The sequence below is a fragment of the Arthrobacter sp. 05N425 genome (assembly GCF_056397125.1).
In genome coordinates this window covers 19,250-38,532 of sequence record NZ_JBFTMU010000009.1, presented here as the reverse complement: position 1 = coordinate 38,532, position 19,283 = coordinate 19,250, and the positions used below count along the sequence as shown (strand labels likewise).

At 68.2% G+C, this 19,283-nt stretch carries 16 protein-coding genes; 3 read left to right on the top strand and 13 right to left on the bottom strand.

Going from position 1 to position 19,283, the window contains the following annotated elements; translation table 11 throughout:
- Positions 1-24: 24 nt before the first annotated feature.
- The 6 genes from AC1DGE_RS12660 to AC1DGE_RS12635 all read right to left on the bottom strand — a co-directional run bounded on the left by AC1DGE_RS12660 (position 25) and on the right by AC1DGE_RS12635 (position 6,011).
- Positions 25-1,065 carry an RNase H family protein gene (locus tag AC1DGE_RS12660; protein WP_476917557.1) on the bottom strand — a complete coding sequence of 347 codons (1,041 nt, stop codon included), beginning with the start codon at positions 1,063-1,065 and terminating at the stop codon, positions 25-27.
- Between the two features lie 258 nt (positions 1,066-1,323).
- Positions 1,324-2,961 carry a chaperonin GroEL gene (gene groL, locus AC1DGE_RS12655; RefSeq protein WP_175322016.1) on the bottom strand — a complete coding sequence of 546 codons (1,638 nt, stop codon included), beginning with the start codon at positions 2,959-2,961 and terminating at the stop codon, positions 1,324-1,326.
- A gap of 297 nt (positions 2,962-3,258) precedes the next feature.
- On the bottom strand, positions 3,259-4,485 hold the full coding sequence (locus AC1DGE_RS12650; RefSeq protein WP_441418395.1) for an ABC transporter substrate-binding protein: 1,227 nt from the start codon (positions 4,483-4,485) through the stop codon (positions 3,259-3,261).
- 86 nt (positions 4,486-4,571) lie between these two features.
- Positions 4,572-4,775 carry a cold-shock protein gene (locus tag AC1DGE_RS12645; protein ID WP_175322015.1) on the bottom strand — a complete coding sequence of 68 codons (204 nt, stop codon included), beginning with the start codon at positions 4,773-4,775 and terminating at the stop codon, positions 4,572-4,574.
- Between the two features lie 173 nt (positions 4,776-4,948).
- A complete protein-coding gene (locus AC1DGE_RS12640; RefSeq protein ID WP_441418255.1) occupies positions 4,949-5,596 on the bottom strand; it encodes a LytR C-terminal domain-containing protein in 648 nt (215 codons plus the stop codon).
- A 91-nt stretch (positions 5,597-5,687) separates the two neighbouring features.
- Complete coding sequence (locus AC1DGE_RS12635) at positions 5,688-6,011, bottom strand: DUF3263 domain-containing protein (protein WP_441418254.1); 324 nt, start codon at positions 6,009-6,011, stop codon at positions 5,688-5,690.
- A gap of 184 nt (positions 6,012-6,195) precedes the next feature.
- Between AC1DGE_RS12635 and AC1DGE_RS12630 the strand changes: the two genes are divergently transcribed.
- Together AC1DGE_RS12630 and AC1DGE_RS12625 are read left to right on the top strand one after the other, a co-directional pair.
- Positions 6,196-6,900 (top strand): uracil-DNA glycosylase, encoded by a 705-nt coding sequence (locus AC1DGE_RS12630; protein ID WP_441418394.1) that lies wholly within the window; start codon positions 6,196-6,198, stop codon positions 6,898-6,900.
- A 26-nt stretch (positions 6,901-6,926) separates the two neighbouring features.
- Positions 6,927-7,766: a siderophore-interacting protein gene (locus AC1DGE_RS12625; RefSeq protein WP_476917556.1), complete on the top strand. Its 840-nt coding sequence runs from the start codon at positions 6,927-6,929 to the stop codon at positions 7,764-7,766.
- 166 nt (positions 7,767-7,932) lie between these two features.
- Here AC1DGE_RS12625 and AC1DGE_RS12620 read toward each other — a convergent pair whose 3' ends face one another.
- Entirely contained in the window at positions 7,933-9,429 is a 1,497-nt protein-coding gene (locus AC1DGE_RS12620; RefSeq protein WP_441418252.1) for a threonine/serine exporter family protein, read from the bottom strand.
- Between the two features lie 31 nt (positions 9,430-9,460).
- Complete coding sequence (locus AC1DGE_RS12615; protein WP_441418251.1) at positions 9,461-10,534, bottom strand: lipid II:glycine glycyltransferase FemX; 1,074 nt, start codon at positions 10,532-10,534, stop codon at positions 9,461-9,463.
- A 136-nt stretch (positions 10,535-10,670) separates the two neighbouring features.
- Between AC1DGE_RS12615 and AC1DGE_RS12610 the strand changes: the two genes are divergently transcribed.
- Entirely contained in the window at positions 10,671-11,225 is a 555-nt protein-coding gene (locus AC1DGE_RS12610; protein ID WP_476917555.1) for a TspO/MBR family protein, read from the top strand.
- Positions 11,226-11,249: 24 nt separating this feature from the next.
- Here AC1DGE_RS12610 and AC1DGE_RS12605 read toward each other — a convergent pair whose 3' ends face one another.
- From AC1DGE_RS12605 to gcvP, 5 genes are all read right to left on the bottom strand, one after another.
- Positions 11,250-12,662: an L-serine ammonia-lyase gene (locus tag AC1DGE_RS12605; RefSeq protein ID WP_441418249.1), complete on the bottom strand. Its 1,413-nt coding sequence runs from the start codon at positions 12,660-12,662 to the stop codon at positions 11,250-11,252.
- Positions 12,663-12,968: 306 nt separating this feature from the next.
- On the bottom strand, positions 12,969-14,303 hold the full coding sequence (gene glyA / locus AC1DGE_RS12600) for a serine hydroxymethyltransferase (RefSeq protein WP_441418248.1): 1,335 nt from the start codon (positions 14,301-14,303) through the stop codon (positions 12,969-12,971).
- On the bottom strand, positions 14,300-14,695 hold the full coding sequence (gene gcvH / locus AC1DGE_RS12595; protein ID WP_476909100.1) for a glycine cleavage system protein GcvH: 396 nt from the start codon (positions 14,693-14,695) through the stop codon (positions 14,300-14,302). The genes glyA and gcvH overlap by 4 nt, the downstream gene beginning before the upstream one ends.
- A 497-nt stretch (positions 14,696-15,192) precedes the next feature.
- Entirely contained in the window at positions 15,193-16,326 is a 1,134-nt protein-coding gene (gene gcvT / locus AC1DGE_RS12590) for a glycine cleavage system aminomethyltransferase GcvT (protein ID WP_476917554.1), read from the bottom strand.
- 12 nt (positions 16,327-16,338) lie between these two features.
- Complete coding sequence (gene gcvP, locus AC1DGE_RS12585) at positions 16,339-19,260, bottom strand: aminomethyl-transferring glycine dehydrogenase (protein ID WP_476917553.1); 2,922 nt, start codon at positions 19,258-19,260, stop codon at positions 16,339-16,341.
- Positions 19,261-19,283: the final 23 nt, after the last annotated feature.

Below are 19,283 nucleotides of genomic sequence, written 5' to 3'. Positions count from 1 at the left end.
CCTGCCCGCGGCCCTGTGTGCCTCCTAGGCCTCGGGAGTGCCCTGGTGGAAGCGGAGCCGCCATTGCGCGCCGTCCAGGACCCACAGGGAGCTGCGCAACGCCGTCCCCGTGCGGGTGTGGCTGCGGTAGGTGAGCAGCACGGCGCCCTCACTGAGGCGGTCCGCGGCCAGAAGCTCCAGCTCGGCGGGCACACCGGGATCATCCTCGAGGGCCATCATCGTCTCGTCGCGGGTCCAGAGCCGTCCGGAACTGCCGATCTCGGTAAAGTCCGGGTGCAGCAGCACTCCTGTGCGCCCCAGATCCGAGCGCGTCTCGGGGAGCAGCAGCTCTCGCTCCAGCGCCTCGACGATTGCCTCCGGGCTCTGCTCCGGGCCGGCCGCCGCAACGCGGGATTCCTCCTCCAGTTCGCTGAAGAGATCCGGCTCAGCGAAAAGGCTGGATTCGCCGAACAGCGTCGGCTCAGCGATCAGTTCCCGCGTTCCGGCGTGAGCGGACGATGCCTGCCGGGACTGCGCCGGGGCTGAGGCCGGGGCCGGCGCGGCCGAAGCCTGCTGCGCGGCGGGGGCAGTCTGCACGCCGGTGGCGGCAACGTCTCCGGCTCGGACGAAGCCGGGGCCCTGCCGGGCCGCGACGCCCTGCTGGTAGGCGGTGGCGGCGGCCCTGGCGCGGTCATCCGCGGCCTCGTTGAGGTCGTGGCCGGCGTGTCCGCGGACCCATTCGAAGGTGTACTTGCGTCCGGTGAGCGCCTGATCGATCTCCTTGAGCAGCTCAACGTTGAGCACCGGCTTGCCGTCGGACTTCCGCCAGCCTTTACGCTTCCAGCCGGGCATCCACTTGGTCACCGAGTTGATGACGTACTGGCTGTCGCACAGAATGTGCAGGTCCTCGCCCGGAAGGTGCGCCGTGGCCCGGAAGAGGTCCAGGACGGCCATCAGCTCCCCCTGGTTGTTGGTCCCGTGCGGCCACCCGCCGGCCCGCCAGCAGTCGTCGTTCACGTACCAGGCCCATCCGGCCGGGCCGGGATTTCCTAAAGCCGAACCGTCGGCCGCTGCTGTAATCGTCACTGCACCATCCTGCCAGACCTCCGCCGCCCGACGCTCCCGCACCACCGGCACTGGCACCGGCGCCGACACCGGGCAAGGGCACCCCACCAACCGAGAGAACGTCCGGCCGACCACCGCACCACCTGAGGGGCGGTGCCCCGGGGCGGGAGGGTTTGACGCCGACGGCGGCCCCACCAGTGGTGGGACCGCCGTCGTCGAACGTGCCGTCGCTGACGGAGAACCGTCAGTTCAGGCGTTCAGGGCTTGGTAGCCGGGTGGTTAGAAACCGCCCATGCCGCCCATGCCGCCCATGTCGTCGCCGCCGCCCATGGCCGGGGAGTTCTTCTCCGGCTTGTCGGCCACAACGGCCTCGGTGGTGAGGAACAGGCCGGCGATGGAAGCCGCGTTCTGCAGGGCCGAGCGGGTGACCTTGACCGGGTCGTTGATGCCGGCAGCGAGCAGGTCGACGTACTCGCCGGTTGCTGCGTTCAGGCCGTGGCCCGCGGGCAGGCCGCGGACCTTGTCCACCACAACGCCGGGCTCGAGGCCGGCGTTGAAGGCGATCTGCTTCAGCGGGGCGTCGATGGCTACGCGCACGATGTTCGCGCCGGTTGCCTCGTCACCTTCGAGCTGCAGGTTGGCGAACGCCTTGGCGCCGGCCTGGATCAGGGCCACGCCACCGCCGGCGACGATGCCCTCTTCGACAGCAGCCTTGGCGTTGCGGACAGCGTCCTCGATGCGGTGCTTGCGTTCCTTGAGCTCAACCTCGGTTGCGGCACCGGCCTTGATGACTGCAACGCCGCCGGCCAGCTTGGCCAGGCGTTCCTGCAGCTTCTCGCGGTCGTAGTCGGAATCGGAGTTCTCGATCTCGGCGCGGATCTGGGACACACGGCCGGCGATCTGGTCGGCGTCGCCGGCACCTTCGACGATGGTGGTCTCGTCCTTGGTGACAACAACCTTGCGTGCCTTGCCCAGCAGTTCGAGGCCGGCGGTCTCAAGCTTGAGGCCGACTTCCTCGGAGATGACCTGGCCGCCGGTGAGGATGGCGATGTCGGCCAGCTGTGCCTTACGGCGGTCACCGAAGCCCGGAGCCTTGACGGCGACGGACTTGAAGGTGCCGCGGATCTTGTTCACGATCAGGGTGGCCAGGGCCTCGCCCTCGATGTCCTCGGCGATGATCAGCAGCGGCTTGTTGGACTGCATGACCTTTTCGAGGACTGCAACCAGTTCCTTGACGTTGGAGATCTTGGAGTTGACGATCAGGATGTACGGATCCTCGAGGACCGTTTCCTGACGCTCGGCGTCGGTGACGAAGTAGGCCGAGATGTAGCCCTTGTCGAAACGCATGCCCTCAGTGAGCTCCAGCTCGAGGCCGAAGGTGTTCGACTCCTCGACGGTGATGACGCCTTCCTTGCCGACCTTGTCCAGGGCTTCGGCAATCAGGGCGCCAATTTCGTTGTCACCGGCGGAGATGGACGCGGTGGCGGCGATCTCTTCCTTGGTTTCGATTTCCTTGGCAGAAGCCAGGAGCTCGCGGGTGACCGCTTCAACAGCCTTCTCGATGCCGCGCTTGAGGGACAGCGGGTCAGCGCCGGCCGCGACGTTGCGCAGGCCTTCCTTGACGAGGGCCTGGGCCAGCACGGTTGCCGTGGTGGTACCGTCACCGGCGACGTCGTCAGTCTTCTTGGCAACTTCCTTGACCAGCTCGGCGCCGATCTTCTCGTAAGGGTCGTCCAGCTCGATCTCCTTGGCGATGGAGACACCATCGTTGGTGATCGTGGGGGCGCCCCACTTCTTTTCGAGGACGACGTTGCGTCCACGCGGGCCGAGGGTGACCTTGACGGCGTCGGCGAGGATGTTCAGGCCCCGCTCAAGACCGCGGCGTGCCTCTTCATCAAATGCAATGATCTTGGCCATAACGGCAGTAGTCCTTTCGGGACAGTCGTTAAGAATGAACCTTGCGCTGCGGTGCCCGCGACGGACGATTCCAACCCGGCAGCCTCTGTACGCCGCCGGGCCGGGGATCTCACCCCAGCCAGGTATTTCTCTCGCTCCCGGTCCGTCCGCCGCCTCCACGCGACCGGCCGAACCGGGGCGTCGAGTTAGCAGTCAATACGCGGGAGTGCTAACTCCATAATTAGCACTCCCCCGGGGAGAGTGCAAGCAGTGGTGAGGTCAGGGTGCGCCCCGCCGGGCGCTCTTCGCTAGGAGCGATCAGGAGCCGGCGCTGCGGGCCGTTTCGCTGCCGGTCATCTCGGCGTTGTTGTCCGGGCCATAGCTGTAGACCATGTAGGCGGCGGCGGTGACGTCGCCGTTGCTGTCGAAGTTGATCGGGCCGGAGGCGCCGTCGTAGTCGGGGCGCTTGCCGGCGCGGAGCGCGGCCACGCATTCCTGGTAGGACTTGCAGGCCGCGGCTTCCCCGGACGGGGCCCCGGTGCCGGCAGCCGTTCCGCCGGACACTGCGACCAGCTTCGAGGCGATGGAGGTCCCAGCGTCGTCCTCCGCCGCGGCGGCGGCGAGGGCGGCGAGGTTGACGGCGTCGTACGTCTCGGCGGCAAACGCCATGTCCTTCAGGCCCGGGTCGACGGCCACGAGTTCCGCCTGGAAGTGCGCGGAGGGGAACGTGCCCGGCAGGACCCCGCGGGCGCCGTCCAGCGCCTTGGAGCCAAGGCCGTCGCCGTACTGGTTTACGGCCCCGTCGCTGAGGATGAGCTTCTTTCCGGACAGTCCCGCGTTGTTGAGCTCGGCGATGGCGCCCTGGGCACCGTCCCGGGCCACCAGCACGACGGCGTCCGGCGAGGCAGCCTTGGCCGCCGCGGCCGCCTGTTGCGCCTGACCGGCCTTGAATTCAGCGTCGACGGAGGTGCCCAGGCCCGCGGCCTTCGCGGCCGCCGAGACGGCCACGGAGACGTCCTTGCCGTAGTCGCCTTCCTCGTGCACCACGGCAAGGGTCTTGGCGCCGCCGTCCTGGGCGAGCTTGACCAGGACCGAGGCCTGCGCGATGTCGGCGGCCGCGGTCCGGAAGTAGTAGCCGCCGCTCTTGTACGAGCTGAGTCCCGGCGCGGTGTTGGCCGGTGAAATGAGGGCGACTTTGGCGCGGGAGAGGACGTCGATGGCGCCGGCGGCGCGGCTGGAGTCGGTGGGCCCGATCACGACGTCGGCCTTGGCCGCCACCAGGTCCTTGGCCTGGGCCGCGGTGTCCGTACCGATGGACTCCGGCAGCAGTTCCACGGGCTTGCCCTTGTGGCCGCCCGCCGCGTTGATTTCCTTGACCGCCAGCTTCGCCGCCGCCAGTTGGGGCGGATTGAGGAAGTCCTGCCGGCCGGTGTTGTCCAGGATCAGGCCGATCCGCAGCGTTCCGTCGCCGCTCGCCTCCGCGGCATCCACCCGGGCATTGCCGGTGGGACCGGCGCAGGCGGCCAGCGCCACGGCTGCGGCCACGCCGGCGGCCGCTGCACGGCTGAACCGCCGGAGCTTGCGCCGGCGGCCATCGCTCTTCGGGGCAGCTGCCGCAGCGGAGACTGCCACTAGGCGGGCCGGACGCTTTCGGCCTGCGGGCCCTTTTCGCCCTCGCCGACTTCCAGTTCCACCCGCTGGCCTTCAGCCAAAGCACGGTAGCCTTCGCCCGCGATCGCGGACCAGTGCACGAAGACGTCGGCCCCGGAGCTGTCGACGGTGATGAACCCGTAGCCCTTTTCGGCGTTGAACCACTTGACGGTCCCCAGTGCCATGTTCTCCACACTTTCAGCTAGCTTGCGAACGGCCCACCCCAATGTGCGCCGCGTTATGCGAAATGAAGTCCGCAGACACTCTACCCACAGCCTTCCACCGGTGCCCGGGCAGGGTCCCGGCCCGGCCGGGAATAGTTATTCAGGCGTAACCGAAGCCGGCGGCCAGCCTGGGGCTAATTGAAACCGGGGCCGAGGACGATGACCAGCGGCATCTGGAATTCCGCCGAATCCACCAGGGTGCCAATCCCGAGGAGGGAACCCAACTCTGCGGCGTTGGCCTTCTGCGCCGGGCCGTTGTAGAAGACGACCGAGGTCTGCTGGGGGGCGCCGCCCCAGTTGCCGAGCGGGCCCTGGACCCATCCGGCGGCGGAGATCCTGGAGCCGACGCGACCGGCCAAGCCCGGCGTCGTGGTGCCGTTGTAGATCGCCACGGGCTGGGTCTTGTCAAGCTTCTGGTCCCCGGACTGGTCCGCGGCGGCGCTCGGCGTTGCAGAAGCGGAGGGCTTGGAGCCCGCGGGGGCGAGGCTCCCGGTCGGCTGGCTGCTGGGGGACGGCTTCGAGCCGGCGGACGTTGTGGGTGCCTGCGACGCCGCGGCGTTGTTGCTGGCCTGGTCCGCGGTCATGGCCGAGCCACCGGCGGGACCAAAGCCCAGTTTGGGCAGCAGAAGGAAGGCGACGAGGCCGACTACCAGGGCCGCGGCGCCGGTGGCGAGGACGGGGCCCAGCCGGCGGGCACCGGGAGCGGCGACCGTCCGGTGGACACCCTGGCGCGTGGAGGCCTCCGGGACCCGATCAAATTCATCCCGTGCGTACTTGGTCATGGTAAAACGACGTCCTTGCTGATTTCTGGCTGATGGCCCGACGCCGGAATCCGCGCGAAATTCCGCGCTTCCGGCCGGACCTCACGTGCTCTTAAGCGTCCGAGCCCAAACGGCGTGCAGTGCGGGCACGTTGTCGTGACGTACGTAGTCTACGCAATCTCTTCACCAGCATGGGATCGTGGGCCAGCGCCGCCTCGGTGTCGATCAGGGCGTTGAGGATCTGGTAGTAGTGCGTGGCGGAGAGGTCAAAGAGTTCCCGGATGGCTTGTTCCTTGGCGCCGGCGTACTTCCACCACTGCCGCTCCAAGGCAAGCATCTGCTGCTCCCGGCTGCTCAACGGCGAGTCTTCGGAGACTGCCGCCAGCACGGCGTCGGCGTCATCCGCCGACAGGTACTCGGGTGCTGCTTCGGCCACTGCACACTCCCTGGCTCGTTCCGATAGGTCTCCCCCACATGTTACGGCCGAATAACAGGCTTGTCATTTAGCCGGCCCGGCCGGCTGCCCGGGCTCCTGCGAGAATGAAGCCGTGCCTGATTCATCTAATCCCGACGCGCTCTTCGAACTTGACCCCGCCGCAGAGGCGGTGGACCTCGCGGCGATGGCGCACCTCCCCTTGGACGGGCTGGTGGCGCCGGACTGGGCCGCGGCGCTGGCACCGGTCGAGGGACAGCTGCGGTCGGTCCTCGCGTTCCTCGCCGCCGAGACGGCCGACGGCCATGAGGTGCTGCCGGCGCCGTCGAACATCCTCCGGGCCTTCCGGCAGCCGCTCTCCGGCGTGCGGGTTCTGATTGTGGGCCAGGACCCCTACCCCACACCGGGTCACGCCGTCGGGCTGTCCTTCGCGGTGGATGGCGGCACCCGGCCGATCCCGCGCAGTCTCGCCAATATCTACAAGGAGCTCGACGCCGACCTCGGGCTGCCGCCCCGCGTCCACGGTGATCTCAGCCGGTGGGCGGAGCAGGGGGTGCTGCTGCTCAACCGAGTCCTAAGCGTCCGGGCCGGAGCAGCCGGTTCGCACCGGAACAAGGGCTGGGAGGCCGTCACGGCGGCCGCCATCAGGGCCGTCGCGCAGCGGCGCCGAGACGACGGCAGCCCCGCGCCGCTCGTGGTGGTCCTCTGGGGCAAGGACGCGGAGGGCGTGCGGCCGCTGCTGGGCTCGGCCGCCGTGATCGCCAGCGCCCACCCCAGCCCGCTCTCGGCCTCGCGCGGGTTCTTCGGCTCACGGCCCTTCAGCCGCGCCAATGACCTGCTCACCGCCCAGGGTGACGGCACCGTGGACTGGGAACTGCCGCCGCTGCCCTGACCCGGTTCTTGGCTAGGCTTAGCTCCATGACTTCCGTCCCCGCCACCACCACCGCCAACCGGAACTCCCGGCCGCAGACCAACCTCACGGTCCTGCGCCGCGAGCAGCTCTCGCCGCACATGGTCCGGATCGTCGCCGGCGGCCCGGGTTTCGCTGCCTTCGTCAACAACGGTTACGTGGACCGGTACGTCAAGATCGCGTTTCCGCAGCCGGGGGTCGACTATCCGCAGCCGCTGGATCTCTGGGCCATCCGGGAGTCCCACCCGCGGGAAGAGTGGCCGCACACCCGGACCTACACCGTCCGTTGGGTCGACGAGGCGGCGGGCGAGCTGGCGATCGACTTCGTCATCCACGGCGATGAGGGCCTGGCCGGGCCGTGGGCTGCCTCCGCACAGGCCGGGGACAGCCTTGTCTTCACCGGGCCGGGCGGGGGCTACAACCCTGACCCGGCGGCGGACTGGTACCTCTTCGCGGGCGACGAGTCCGCCCTGCCGGCGATCAGCGCCGCGATCGAGTCACTCCCCCGGGATGCCCGCGGTCTGGCCTTCCTGGAGGTGGACAGCGACGCCGACGTCCTGGCGATCGACGCCCCGCCCGGGGTGGAACTGCGCTGGCTGCTGCGCCGCGGGACTCCGGCCGGAAACGGGACCCTGCTGGTGGACGCCGTACGCGGCGCGCAGTGGCCCGAGGGCCGAGTGCAGGTCTTCGCGCACGGGGAGCGCGGCTACATGAAGGGCCTGCGCCCGGTGTTCTTTGCCGACCGTGGCCTCGAACGTGGCCAGGTCTCGCTCTCCGGGTATTGGGCCAGTGGCCGGGTAGAGGACGACTTCCAGGCCGAAAAGAAGCTGCCGATCGGCAAGATCTAGCCAGCCATCCCCGGCTGACGCGGGCTGGCGCCGCGGAGTTTCCCCACTTTTGCCGCCACGACGCCGGGACAGGCCGGCGCGGCGGGCTGACACGCCGTCGGAGCCCGGCGAAGGTGGGGAAACCCAGCGCACCAGGCCGGGGGCAGACGAGCCATCTCCGCCGTCGTTAGCGGCGGCGGGCGCGGCGCCGCTCGTTGCTGGCCAGGCTCCGGGTCAACGGCCGGGCGAGGGTGTCGCCGAGCACAATGCCGGCCGCGACGCCGAGCACGATTGCCCCGGCATTGAGCATCCCGCCGGCTCCCATCAGGATCTCGGACTCTTCGATCGTCAATACATACATGGAACGGAATATAGTCAGCCCCGGCAGCAGGATGAGCGCCGCGGGCACCGCCACGACCAGCTGCGGGGCCCCCATCCGGAGTGCGACCACGCGGGCCAGGAGGCCGATGACCACGGCGGCGAGGGCCGGGGCGAACCGGGGACCGATCCCGATGGCTGTTCCCCCGATCAGCACCAGATGACCCACGACGCCGACGGCCGCCGTCGGCAGCAACAGCTTCAGGGAGGTCTGCTCGGTGACGCCGATCGCGACGACCGCGATGGCCACCAGCGGCACCAGCACCCACAAAGGATACTTCGGCGGGAATGTTTCGGTGACGTCAATGGACTGCATCCCGGTCATCGCCCCCACCACAAAGCCGACGGCGATCCCGGAGACCAGCGCGCCGAAGGTCAGCATGGTGGACAGGAACCGGCCGGCCGCGGTCACCGGGAAGCCGTTGATGGCGTCCTGCACCGAGGAGACGAGCCGACCGGTGGGCAGCAGCAGGAGGATTCCGCCGACCACCACGATGGCGGGGGCGATCTGGATTCCCAGCGGGCTGCCGAAGCGCCAGAGCAGCAGGGCGATCAGGGTGACGACGAAGGAACAGGACGCCGTGATGAAGAAGTCCGGGGTGCGCCAGCGGCCCAGTTGCCGCGCCAGCAGGCTGATCAGCAGGTTGGACAGGAAGGCGATGCCGGACGCGGCCACCCCGCCGCCCAGCACGCCGACGAACACCGCGGAGAAGACGCCGAAGGCCACGGTGACCATCCAGCGCGGGAATGGCTTCGAGCTGTGCGTGATCTCTTCGAGCCGGCGCACCGCTTCCTCGCGGCCCACTCCGCCGGCCACGATGTCCGTGACCAACTGGTGGACCTGGGCGAGGCCGGCGTAGTTGTTGGTCCAGGACCGCACCACGCGCAGCAGCGTAATGGGTGTCTGGTCCTTCGGGGCATAGTTGATGGCCACCGACTGGTTGGTGATGTCCACCTCGATGTTCTTCAGCCCCAGCGCGGCGGTAATGGCGATGATGCTGGTTTCCACTTCGAGGGCACCGGCGCCGTAGCGGAACATCGATTCGGCCAGCTTGAGGGCAAAGTCGATGGTCTTGCGGGCGGAGGTGTCCACGCCTCCGACCTGGATCATCGGGTTGGCGTACGGGCTGCCGGCCAGCCGGTCGACGATGCTCAGCGGTGCCGTCGGCGGGTTCTCACCTTGGACCAGCCTGCGGAGCATGCGTTTGGCGGCGGCGTTCTGGCGCACCTGCAGGGGCGACATCGGCTCGGTCCGGGGCAGGCCGTCCGTCTGCGGCCCGCGGCGGCCGTCGGGTGGTTTGGTCATTCCGGCCTCCTCATTTCACCTTGCGGGCGGTCTAGTAGAACTGCTGGCCCGTGCGCCGCGTGTACAGCTGGCGGGCGACGCGCTCCCCGGCGGCCATCCAGGCCTTGTACTTCAGCGGACTCAGGACCTGGTCGTAGCAGCCGACGAAGTCCGTGACGGTCTTGCTGAAGCTGGTCTTGAACAGGCCGAGGCCGTGGAAGGGATTGGAGGTGTCCTTCAGCTTGTCGCTGGGCGGCGTGCCGCAGAAGTCGTATTCGGTGCAGCCGAGTTCCTTGAGCTGGTTGATGGCCGTCCACTGGACCAGGTGCGAGTCGCCGTACTGGCTGCGCTTCTGCAGGGAACCGCCGTCCTTGTAGGTGCCCTTCCGTCCGTAGTTGATCACGAACGCCCCCACCGAGGGCACGCCGTTTTCATAGACGAAGAGCAGCCGGCCCTGGCCGCGGTCCACGAAGTTGGTCCAGAACTGGCGGTAATACTCGTACTCGCGGACCCGGACCTGGGACTTGGCCTCCACGGTGTTCGTCATCAGCGCGTACATCGCCCGGAAGTTCTCTTCGGTCGGCTCCACGTTGTGGACCTCGACCTCCTCGCGGATGGCCCGCCGGACGGCGTTGCGGCCGCGGGAGTGCAGGTTGCGCAGCAGCTGGTTTTCCTGCGGCGAGATGTCCAGCAGCGCGGTGGAGTCGTTGGGCTGGAGGTTGTGGGTCTTGACCAGGCCCGCGCCTTCGATGACGCGCCGCGCGTCCTCCGACAGGACGATGTCGGGCTCGATCTTGATGGCGAATACCCCCAGCCGGGCGCGCTTGACGAAGTCGGCGTTGGCGGCCGCGATGCCGGGGATGTCCTCCACCGAGGCCACATCCGGGCCCTTGATGAGGTACCAGAGCTTGCCGAGGAGGGGGAAGGACTTCTCCAGGACCAGGTTGTAGCTGGTGTAGTCGGCCGTCTCATAGACCAGGTGGAGGGGCTTCCAGCCGAAGTGCTGCTTGACCTCGGCGAAGGCCTCGGATTGAAGCAAATTCCCGCCGTTGGGGTTCGCGGTGACGTGGGCGTCCCAGTTGGCAACCTCTTCGGCGGAGGCAAAGCGGGCAGTGAATTCTCGCAAGGGTGCGGTATCCAATCTTTGCGGAACGAGCTTCGGCGGCATGGCTGGCATGCAGCATCAAGTCTATCGGGAGGCCGGCGGCTCTCAGGGCGCTGCGGCCCTGTGCCGCCCGTCGCACCGGGTTTACGCTGAAGGTATGGATGCGCAGCCGGAACCGTCAGCCGTCCGCCGGCAGTTCCGTCCGGGCGGGGCCGGGACGCGCCGGCCCGGCGTCGAGGCGGTGGCCCTGCTGGTACTGCTCGGCGCTTCGGCCCTCGTGGCGGCACTCGGCGGACTGGCCAGCGCCAGCAACGTCGACGGATGGTACGCGGCTGCGGACAAGGCCCCGTGGTCTCCGCCGAACTGGCTCTTCGGGCCCGTCTGGACGATTCTGTACATCGCGATGGCCGTAGCGGCATGGCTGGTCTGGCGCAGCCGGGCGGAAGGCGCCAGGCCCGCCCTCACCGCCTACGCCGTCCAGCTGGTGCTGAACCTGCTGTGGACCCCGGTGTTCTTTGGCTTGTACCCCGCCTTGGGTTCCCCCGCGCTGTGGATCGGCTTCGTCATCATCGTGGCGCTGGCGGTCGCGGTGGCCGCCACCGTGCTGCGCTTCGGCCCGATCAGCCGCACCGCCGGGCTGCTGCTGCTCCCCTACCTGTCCTGGATCGTGTTCGCCGCGTCACTGAATCTGTGGGCGGCACTGAACAACTGAGGACAATCAGGAACGACTGGGAAATCAGCACTCCACCACGTTGACGGCGAGGCCGCCCATGGCGGTTTCCTTGTACTTGGAGCTCATGTCCTTGCCGGTCTCGCGCATGGTCACGATGACCTCGTCGAGCGACACGCGGTGTGAGCCGTCGCCCCAGAGGGCCATCTTGGCGGCGTTGATCGCCTTGGCTGCGGCGATGGCGTTGCGCTCGATGCACGGGATCTGCACCAGCCCGCCGATCGGGTCGCAGGTCAGGCCGAGGTTGTGCTCCATCGCGATCTCGGCGGCGTTCTCCACCTGCTGGGGCGTTCCGCCCATCACCTCGGCCAGGCCGGCGGCCGCCATTGACGACGCCGAACCCACCTCGCCCTGGCAGCCCACCTCGGCGCCGGAGATCGAGGCCTGTTCCTTGTAGAGCACCCCGATGGCACCGGCGGTCAGCAGGAACTTAACCACGACGTCGTCGCGGTCGGCCTGGGTGGCTTTATCCATGCCGGGGGCGAAGTGCAGCGCGTAGTAAAGCACGGCCGGAATGATACCCGCGGCGCCGTTGGTGGGCGCGGTGACAACGCGGCCGCCCGAGGCGTTCTCCTCGTTCACCGCGAGCGCGATCAGGTTCACCCACTCCTGCCAGTACTTGGGGTCCCGGTAGTCCGGGTCCTGGCCGTGGTTTTCCTTCATCAGCCGTTCGTGCCAGTCGGGGGCCCGACGGCGGACCTTGAGCCCGCCGGGAAGCAGGCCCTCGCGCTTAAGGCTGACCTCGACGCAGCCTTCCATCACGGAGTAGATGTGCAGGAGGCCTTCGCGGATCTCCTCTTCGGTACGGGAGGCGCGCTCATTTACGAACATGATTTCGCCGATCGAGAGCCCCTTGGACTGGCAGCGGCCCAGCAGTTCAGCGGCCGTGCGGAACGGCAGCGGGAGTTCCTTCTTGGACTCGTCGAGTTCCTTCAGCGCCGCGTCCTCCTCACCCTCGCGGACGATGAAGCCGCCGCCGACGGAGAAGAAGGTGGCGCTGTGCACGACGGCGCCGTCGGCGTCGGACACCGTGAACGTCATGCCGTTGGTGTGCCGGGGCAGGATGGTGAGCGGGCGCAGCACCATGTCCTTCACGCCGTAGGGCAACGCGACGGATCCGGCCAGGTGCAGGGTGCCCGTCTGGGCAATGGCGGCCAGCCGGTCCTCGACTTCCTCGGGGAGGATCTTCTCCGGGTGGAAGCCCTCGAGTCCGAGCAGGATGGCGGTCATGGTGCCGTGGCCATGGCCGGTGGCGGCGAGGGAGCCGTACAGGTCAACCCGGAGCGACGCCACGCGGTCCAGATCCCCCGAGGCCTTGAGCTCCTCGGCAAACACCGCAGCAGCCCGCATCGGCCCCACGGTATGCGAACTCGAAGGCCCGATCCCAATCGAAAAAAGATCAAAGACGCCAACAGCCATTACTGAATCCTAACTAGGCACTGCGGTCGGGCGGGGAGGGGGACGGACATCCTCTGCATGCTGCTCCTTCGTCGCTTTGACGCATGCTGCCGGATGCTCGGCCCCCTCCCCGGGGGCCGTCACCGTGAGCGGCACTATGTGGTTGAGACGTCAATGCGGGGGCGAGGTGCCCACGAGGGGCCGGCGGAGCCGGGCTTTTCGAAAGCGTGCGTCTAAGCGAGGGACGAGCGAGCACGCGTGCAAAGTCCGGTCCGCCGGGCCCGGAGCCAACCCGAAAGAGATCGGCCCCGGAGCCAGCCGCAGCGGTCAACCTAGATTAGCAACCGAGGGGTAGAGCGGGTGGGCGGCGGCGAGGGCATCGACGCGGGAGCGCAGACCGGACAGGTCCGCGCCGGCGTCGGCGGTCAGCGCCTCGGCGATGATGTCCGCAACTTCGGTAAAGGCGGCCTCGCCGAAGCCGCGGGTGGCCAGCGCCGGGGTGCCGATCCGCAGCCCCGAGGTAACCATCGGCGGGCGCGGGTCGAACGGAACGGCGTTGCGGTTGACGGTGATGTCGATTTCCGCGAGGCGGTCCTCGGCCTCCTGCCCGTTGAGCTCGCAGTTGCGCAGGTCCACCAGGACCAGGTGCACGTCGGTGCCGCCGGAGATCACGTTGATCCCCTTGGCGGTGACGTCCGGCTGGACCAGGCGCTCGGCGAGGATCCGGGCGCCGGCCAGCACACGTTCCTGGCGTTCCTTGAACTCGGGCGAGGCGGCGATCTTGAACGCCACGGCCTTGCCGGCGATGACGTGCTCCAGCGGGCCGCCCTGCTGGCCCGGGAACACTGCCGAGTTGATCTTCTTGGCGATGTCGGCGTCGTTGGAGAGGATGATGCCGCCACGCGGACCGGCCAGGGTCTTGTGCGTCGTGGAGGTGGTCACGTGCGCGTGCGGCACCGGAGACGGGTGCAGCCCGGCCGCGACGAGCCCGGCGAAGTGGGCCATGTCCACCATCAGGTAGGCCCCCACGGAGTCGGCGATCCGGCGGAATTCCGCGAAGTCGAGCTGGCGGGCGTAGGCGGACCAGCCGGCGACGATCAGGGCCGGCTTGTGCTCCTGGGCCAGGCGCTCCACCTCGGCCATGTCGATCCGGTGGTCATCCTCCCGGACCTGGTACGGGATGACGTTGTACAGCCGGCCGGAGAAGTTGATCTTCATGCCGTGGGTCAGGTGTCCGCCGTGCGCCAGGTTCAGGCCCATGATGGTGTCGCCCGGACGGATCAGGGCGTGCATGACCGAGGCGTTGGCCTGCGCGCCGGAGTGCGGCTGGACGTTGGCGTACTCGGCGCCGAACAGGGCCTTGACCCGGTCGATCGCGAGCTGCTCGACGACGTCGACGTGTTCGCAGCCGCCGTAGTAGCGCTTGCCCGGGTAGCCCTCGGCGTACTTGTTGGTCAGCACCGAGCCCTGCGCCTGCATGACGGCCTTGGCGGTGTGGTTTTCCGAGGCGATCATTTCCAGGCCGTCGCGCTGGCGGCTGAGCTCGGCGTCGATCTTCGCGGCGATCTCCGGATCCAGCGCGGACAGTTCAGCGTCCAGGCTCGGCGAAACGACCTGCTCGAATACCGCGGTGTTTGTACCTGCGACCGCGGCGGCGCTCACAGTTCGCCGCCGTTCTTGGACGCGTAATCCTGCGCGGAGAGCAGCGGGCCGTCCGATTCGGCGGCGACCTTGAAGAGCCAGCCGGCGCCGTACGGGTCGCTGTTGATCAGGGCCGGGTCGTCGACGACGGCGGGGTTGATTTCGGTGACCTCGCCCGTGACGGGGGCGTACAGGTCCGAGACGGACTTGGTCGACTCGACCTCGCCGCAGGTCTCCCCCGCGGTCACCGCGGAGCCGACCTCGGGCAGGTCAACGTAGACGATGTCGCCCAGGGCGTCCGTGGCGACCGCGGAGATGCCGATGGAGACAATGTTTGATCCGGCGTTGCCGGAGTCCCGCGCAACCCACTCGTGCTCGTCGGAGTACTGCAGTTCAGGGGCAACTTTTGCCATGTGTTTTTCCTAAGTCTTGAAGTGGTCGTTGGTGCTAAATCAATTGTGGCCGGGTTGCGGAGTGACCGTGGCCGGGTTACGCGGCGCGGCCCGCCATCCTCCGCGTGCTCGCTCGTCCCTCGCTTAGACGCACGCTTCCGGATGACGTCCCCCACCGCTAAATGCCAGTTCAGTTCCGGAGGCCAATAGTTTTGGGCCAAACCGCCGTTCTCCGGAAAGAAACAGAGGCCGTCGATATCTTTTAGAGCCGACCCTCGGTAGGCGGTACGGGCCCCATCACCTTTGGCTTTCGAAGGCGATGGCTCCCGTTGGTTTTGGTGTTGTGGGTTGTTCTAAAAGGTGAGCTGTCCACGAGGGGGCGGCTGGCCGCGGTTTTCGAAAGCGTGCGTCTAAGCGAGGAACGAGCGAGCACGCGTGAAAACTGGGGCTAGTCGGTCCCGGAGCCGGGGACGGCCGGTCCCGGAGCCAGCCACAGCTCCGGGACGCGAATAGCCGGGCTACTTTTGGCGCTTGTAGAACGGCAGTGCGACAACTTCGAACGGTTCGGTTTTGCCGCGCAGGTCGATGTCCAGTGCGGTGCCGGGTTCGGTGAACTCGACGTCGACGTAGGCCATGGCGACCGGGTAGCCCAGAGTGGGGCTGGGCTGGCCGGAGGTGACTTCGCCGACCGTGTTGCCGTCCTTCAGGACCGGGTAGTGGCCGCGGCCGGCCCGGCGTCCGAGGCCCTTGAGCCCGACGAGTTTGCGCCCGGCGGTGGAGCCTGCGCCGGCCTCCTTCTTGGCGGCCAGGGCAGCCTTGCCGACGAAGTCGCCGTCCTTGGACAGCGCGACGACGGGGCCGAGCCCGGCGGCGAACGGGTCGCCCTCGAGGGAGAGTTCGTTGCCGTACAGCGGCATGCCGGCCTCGAGCCGGAGCGAGTCGCGGGAGGCCAGGCCGGCGGGCGTCAGCTCGCCGTCCTCGGCGATGGCGATGAGCGCCTGCCAGAGGGCGGCGGCGTCGTCGTTGGAGACGAAGATTTCGAAGCCGTCCTCACCGGTGTAACCGGTGCGTGCCAGCAGCAGGTCCTGGCTGGCGCCGCTGACCATGAACGGGACGTCGACGGCGGCGTAGTACTTCAGGCCGGTGACGAGCTCGTGCTGGGCGGCGGGGACCAGGCGGAGCAGGATGGCTTCCGCTTTGGGGCCCTGGACCGCGATCAGCGAGGTCTCGGCGGAGGCGTCCCGGACCGTGACGTCGAACTTTCCAGCCCGCTCGGCCAGGGCCGCGGCGACGACTTTGGCGTTGCCGGCGTTGGGGACGACAAGGAATTTCTCGTCACCGCGGCGGTAGGTGATGAGGTCGTCGATGATGCCGCCGTCCTCGTTGCAGATCAGCGAGTACTTGGCCTTGCCGACCGCCATGGCGGAGATCTTGCCCACGAGGGCGTAGTCCAGGAAGGCGGCGGCGTCGGGGCCGGTGACCCAGACCTCGCCCATGTGGGAGAGGTCGAACAGGCCGGCGGACTTGCGGACGGCGTGGTGTTCGGCGAGTTCGGAGCTGTACTTCAGCGGCATCTGCCAGCCGCCGAAGTCCGTGAAGGAGGCGCCGAGTTTTTTGTGCTCTTCGTAAAGTGCCGTGTAGTTCTCAGTCATCGTTGGCTGTCCCTAGTTGTTAGAGGCGGAGTTGGCGGAGTCGTCGGAGTGGGCTGCTGTGTCTTCCTCGAAGGCTTCGAGGGGAGGGCATGAGCAGATCAGGTTGCGGTCGCCCGCGGCCCCATCGATCCGGCCGACCGGCGGGAAGTACTTGTCCTGCTTTAGCGTGTGCACCGGGAAGACGGCCTGTTCGCGCGGGTAGCTTCGCTCCCAGTTGGTGCTGATGACGGCGGCCGCGGTGTGCGGGGCGTTGCGCAGCGGGCTGTGCTCCACGGTGAAGTCTCCGTGGGCCACCTGGTCAATCTCGGCGCGGATGGCGATCATGGCCGTGATGAACCGGTCGATCTCGCCGAGGTCCTCGGACTCGGTGGGCTCCACCATCAAGGTCCCCGCCACCGGGAACGCCAGGGTGGGCGCGTGGAAACCGTAGTCGATGAGGCGCTTGGCGACGTCCTCGGCGGTCACACCGGTCTTGGCCGTGAGTTCGCGCAGGTCCAGGATGCATTCGTGGGCCACCAGGCCGCCCTCGCCGGTGTAGAGCACCGGGAAGTAATCGTTGAGGCGGGCCGCAATGTAGTTGGCCGCGAGCAGGGCCGACTTGGTGGCCTCGGTCAGGCCCTGTCCGCCCATCAGCTTCACGTAGGCCCAGGAAATCGGCAGCACGCCGGCCGAGCCGTAGCGGGAGGCGGAGATCGGCGTGCCCTCGGCGCCGTTGGCCGGATCAGCCGCGTTGCCGGGCATGAACGGGGCCAGGTGGGCCTTCGCCGCGACAGGTCCGACGCCGGGTCCGCCGCCGCCGTGCGGGATGCAGAAGGTCTTGTGCAGGTTCAGGTGCGAGACGTCTCCGCCGAACTGGCCCGGCTGGGCCAGTCCGACGAGTGCGTTGAGGTTGGCGCCGTCAATGTAGACCTGGCCGCCGGCGGCGTGGACGGCATCGCAGACCTCGCGGACGTCGGCGTCGTACACCCCGTGCGTGGACGGGTAGGTGATCATGATCGCCGAGAGGGCGTCCTTGTGCAGCTCGATCTTGGCCTGCAGGTCAGCGTGGTCGATCGTGCCGTCGGAGGCGGTGGCCACGACGACGACCTTCATGCCGGCCAGCACTGCGGAGGCGGCGTTCGTGCCGTGCGCGGAGGCCGGAATGAGGCAGATGTTGCGCTGGTCGTCGCCGCGGGAGAGGTGGTAGCCGCGAATGGCGAGCAGTCCGGCGAGCTCACCCTGGGAGCCGGCGTTCGGCTGGATGGAGACCTGGTCGTAGCCGGTGATCTCGGTCAGCTGGGCTTCGAGGTCCTCGATCAGTTCGCGCCAGCCGGCGGTCTGGGATTCGGGCGCGAAGGGGTGGATGGAGGCGAACTCCGGCCAGGAGATGGCTTCCATTTCGGCCGTAGCGTTCAGCTTCATGGTGCAAGAACCCAGCGGGATCATGGTGCGGTCCAGGGCCAGGTCCCGGTCGGAGAGGCGGCGGATGTAGCGCAGCAGCTGGGTTTCGGAGCGGTGCGTGTTGAAGACCGGGTGCTGGAGGTAGTCGGAGGTGCGCTCGACGGCGGAGTCCAGGGCAAACGCAGTGTCCCTGCCTGCGGCACTATCCGCGACGCTGGCGCCGAAGGCGGCGACGACGTCGGCGACGATCGCCGCCGTCGTGGCCTCATCGGCGGAGATGCCGACCGTGTCGGCGTCGACGGCGCGCAGGTTGATGCCCTTGGCGTCGGCGGCGGCGATGAATTCCGCGGCCTTGCCCGGCACGGAGACGGTCACGGTGTCGAAGAACGAGGTGTGCAGCACGTCCAGTCCCGCAGCTTTCAGCGAGGCGGCAATGGTCCGGGCGTGGCCGTGGGTGGTCTCGGCAATGGCCTTCAGCCCGTCCGGGCCGTGGTAAACGGCGTAGAAGGAGGCCACGATGGCCAGCAGCGCCTGGGCGGTGCAGATGTTGGAGGTGGCCTTCTCACGGCGGATGTGCTGTTCGCGGGTCTGCAGCGCCAGCCGGTAGGCGGGGACGCCGGCGTTGTCCTTGGAGACGCCCACGAGGCGGCCGGGCATGGAGCGCTCCAGGCCCTTCTGGACGGCCATGTACGCGGCGTGCGGGCCGCCGAAGAACAGCGGCACGCCGAAGCGCTGGGCGGAGCCGACCGCGATGTCCGCGCCCTGTTCGCCCGGGGAGGTGATCAGGGTCAGGGACAGCAGGTCCGCGGCCACGGTGACGAGCGCGCCGCGTTCCTTGGCGTCCGCGATGACGTCCGAGTGGTCGAACACGCGTCCGGAGGCACCGGGCTGCTGCAGCACGACGCCATTGATGACGCCCTCGGGCAGGCCCTTGGATAGGTCCGCGACCTCGACCTCGAAGCCGAGGGCCTCGGCGCGGCCCTTGACGATGGCGATGGTCTGCGGGAGGCAGTCGGCGTCGAGGACGGTCTTGCCGTCGTGGGCCGTCTTGTTCTTGTTGGCCCGTCGCATCATCAGCACGGCCTCGGCGACGGCCGTGGCTTCGTCCAGCAGCGAGGCGTTGGCGATCGGGAGCCCGACGAGGTCCTGGACCATGGTCTGGAAGTTCAACAGCGCCTCGAGCCGGCCCTGGGAGATTTCGGGCTGGTACGGCGTGTACGCGGTGTACCAGGCCGGTGCCTCGAGGATGTTGCGGCGGATCACGGCCGGGGTGACGGTGTCGTAATAGCCCTGGCCAATCATCTGCACTGCGGTCTTGTTCTTCGATGCCAGCTTGCGCAGTTCGGCGAGCACTTCCACTTCGCTCAGCGCCGCGGCGAGCGCCAGGTCGGAGTCCTGCCGGATGTCCTTCGGGACGGCGGTATCCACCAAGGCGTCGACGGTGTCGTAGCCGACAGCCTTCAGCATGGCGTCGACGTCGGCCTGGCGCCGGGCGCCGATATGCCGGTCAACGAAGGACGTGGAGGCTGAGGTAACAGTCACAAGGAACTCCATAACTAAGGCGGCGCAGGGTACGC